The 2,701-nt window shown below is 61.6% G+C and carries 3 protein-coding genes; 1 reads left to right on the plus strand and 2 read right to left on the minus strand.

Annotated features, from left to right (window positions below; all coding sequences use genetic code 11):
* The first annotated feature begins 151 nt into the window (after positions 1-151).
* Positions 152-361 carry a DUF2788 domain-containing protein gene (locus tag FEM54_RS29915; protein WP_025999909.1) on the plus strand — a complete coding sequence of 70 codons (210 nt, stop codon included), beginning with the start codon at positions 152-154 and terminating at the stop codon, positions 359-361.
* Here FEM54_RS29915 and FEM54_RS29920 read toward each other — a convergent pair.
* Complete coding sequence (locus FEM54_RS29920) at positions 356-991, minus strand: pseudouridine synthase (RefSeq protein ID WP_017139357.1); 636 nt, start codon at positions 989-991, stop codon at positions 356-358. The genes FEM54_RS29915 and FEM54_RS29920 overlap by 6 nt on opposite strands.
* 71 nt (positions 992-1,062) lie before the next feature.
* Positions 1,063-2,535 (minus strand): AMP nucleosidase, encoded by a 1,473-nt coding sequence (gene amn, locus FEM54_RS29925; RefSeq protein ID WP_169987367.1) that lies wholly within the window; start codon positions 2,533-2,535, stop codon positions 1,063-1,065.
* Between the last annotated feature and the right edge of the window lie 166 nt (positions 2,536-2,701).

Consider the following 2,701-nt stretch of genomic DNA (forward strand, 5'->3'; position numbering starts at 1 on the left):
GTGGATCAGTGGCATATCCTTAGCTGACACACCGCTATCGCAGGCAAGCCAGCTCCCACATTGACCGCGTTACGACGCAGGTCAATGTTGTGCCTGAAGCCCTGCTTTATACTTCCCGCCTGCCCTGTCGGAAAAAATCCCCATGAACAACATCGACCCCGCCCTCTTTGAAGAATGGATGATGACCGGCCTGGTCACTATCCTGATCATCTTCATGGGCTTTATCGTCTGGGACCTGGCGAAAAAATCCAAGGCCGGACGCTTTGGGTCGTTCATCCTGTTTTTTGTGCTGGGCCTGGGCGTGGCCGCGTTCATCATCAAGAGCGTGGTGATCGGCCTGATCGAGTCCGGCGCTTTATAAACGCGCCGGCACTGCCTTCCATTGGCCCTGGTCCAGGCCATCAATCGACCAGTCACCAATACGCACGCGCACCAGGCGCAAGGTGGGCAAGCCCACCGCAGCGGTCATGCGCCGCACCTGGCGGTTACGCCCCTCACGAATGACCAGCTCCAGCCAGTGCGTCGGCACGCTTTTGCGAAAGCGCACCGGCGGATTGCGCGGCCACAGTTCGGGCTCGTCCAACTGCCGCGCTTCGGCGGGCAAGGTCATGCCGTCATTAAGCTCCACACCGTCACGCAGGCGTTGCAACTGCTCTTCGGTGGGCTCGCCTTCAACTTGCACCCAGTAGGTTTTCGCCAGCTTGTGCTTGGGGTCGGCAATGCGCGCCTGTAACTGGCCATCGTTGGTCAGCAGCAACAGCCCCTCACTGTCACGGTCCAGGCGACCGGCCGGGTAGATGCCGGGGATATCGATAAAATCCTTGAGGGTCGCGCGCCCGCCTTCGTCGCTGAACTGGGTCAGCACATCGAAGGGCTTGTTGAACAGGATCAACTTCGGCTCGGCCGGTGGCGCCTTGGCGACACGCCGCGTTGCGGAGTACGGGGGTTTCACGCCAGGGCGGCGCGAATCGGGGCGGGCAGGACGGGACATGGCAAAGGAACATCTAACGGTCAGGACCGACAATGCTAGTGGCCTGACCGCTAAATGACCATCCCAACCGCTTAGCGGAACGGCGGCTCGTCGAAACTGCGCAGTTTGCGCGAGTGCAGCGAGTTGAGTTCGGTGCGCAACAAATCCACCGCCTCGATGCCGATTTTCAAGTGCTGGCTGACCGCACGCTCATAAAACGCGTTGGCCGAACCCGGCAGCTTGATCTCGCTGTGCAGCGGCTTGTCCGACACGCACAGCAAAGTGCCGTACGGAACCCGCAAACGGTAGCCTTGGGCCGCGATGGTGCCGCTTTCCATGTCCACCGCCACCGCGCGGGACAGGTTGATCAGTGGGCGCTCTTGCGCCCAGCGCAGTTCCCAGTTGCGGTCGTCGTAGGTCAGCACGGTGCCGGTGCGCAGGCGCTTTTTCAGCTCTTCGCCTTTCTCGCCGGTGACATTGGCAGCGGCTTGCTGCAAGGCCATCTGCACTTCGGCCAGCGCCGGGATCGGGATATTCGGCGGGACGACGCGGTCGAGAATCCCGTCGCGGCGCATATAGGCGTGAGCCAATACGTAGTCGCCGATGGTCTGGGATTGGCGCAGGCCACCGCAGTGGCCGATCATCAGCCAGCAATGCGGGCGCAGCACGGCCAGGTGGTCGGTGATGTTTTTTGCGTTGGACGGGCCAACGCCGATGTTCACCAGCGTCACACCGTGGCCGTCGGCGGCCTGCAAGTGATAGGCCGGCATCTGGTAGCGATGCCAGACCACGCCTGCGGCAATGGCCGACGCTTCACCGTGGTCCATGCTCTTGTCGATGATCACGTTACCCGGCAGCACCATGCGAATAAACCGCGGGTCGCTGCGCAGTTGCTCCAGGCCATGCAGGATGAACTGGTCAACATAGCGGTGGTAGTTGGTCAGCAGGATCCATGGCTGCACATGGCGCCAGTCGCTGCCGGTGTAGTGCACCAGCCGGCGCAGGGAAAAGTCCACGCGCGCCGCATCGAACAACGCCAGCGGCAGCGGGTCGGTGTTTTCCCAGTCGTAGAGGCCATCGGCAATGCCGTCGGTGGCGGCAGACAAGTCAGTGCTGGGGAACACACGGGCGAGGGTCGCGGCGGTGACACCTGAGCCAGCCAGTTCATCACCCTGCTCCACCACATACGGGTAGGGAATATTCTGCTGGCTGACGCCGACTTCCACCGTCACGGTGAAGTCGTGCATCAACGGCACCAGTTGCTCCAGCAGGTACTTACGGAACGCCGCCGGATGGGTGACGGTGACACTGTAGGTTCCCGGCAATTGCACCTTGGCGTATGCGCGGGTGGTCTGTGGGACTTCGCCGTGGCAGTGGTAGGTCAGGCGCAGTTCCGGGTAGCGGAACTGCGCACGTTGTTCGGCGTCAGGCTCGACGCGGTCCTTGAGGTATTGCTTGAGGGCTTGGTTAAGCGCGCCAGTGGCACGCTCATGCAGAGCCGCCAGCCGGTCCACGGCTTCTTCAGCGGTTTGAACGACAACAAAAGCTTCGGTCACGGTAAGCATCCTGTGTTCTAACTTGCAGGCCTTTATCTTGCCTGTATCCCGGCCTCACTGAAACACCGGGTTTGGAATGCTTTAAAAGGTGGGAGCTGGCTTGCCTGCGATGGCGGTGTGTCAGTCCTGCATTTGCTGGCTGGTACACCGCCATCGCAGGCAAGCCAGCTCCCAC

Source organism: Pseudomonas edaphica (assembly GCF_005863185.1).
In the GTDB taxonomy this organism is placed as follows: domain Bacteria; phylum Pseudomonadota; class Gammaproteobacteria; order Pseudomonadales; family Pseudomonadaceae; genus Aquipseudomonas; species Aquipseudomonas edaphica.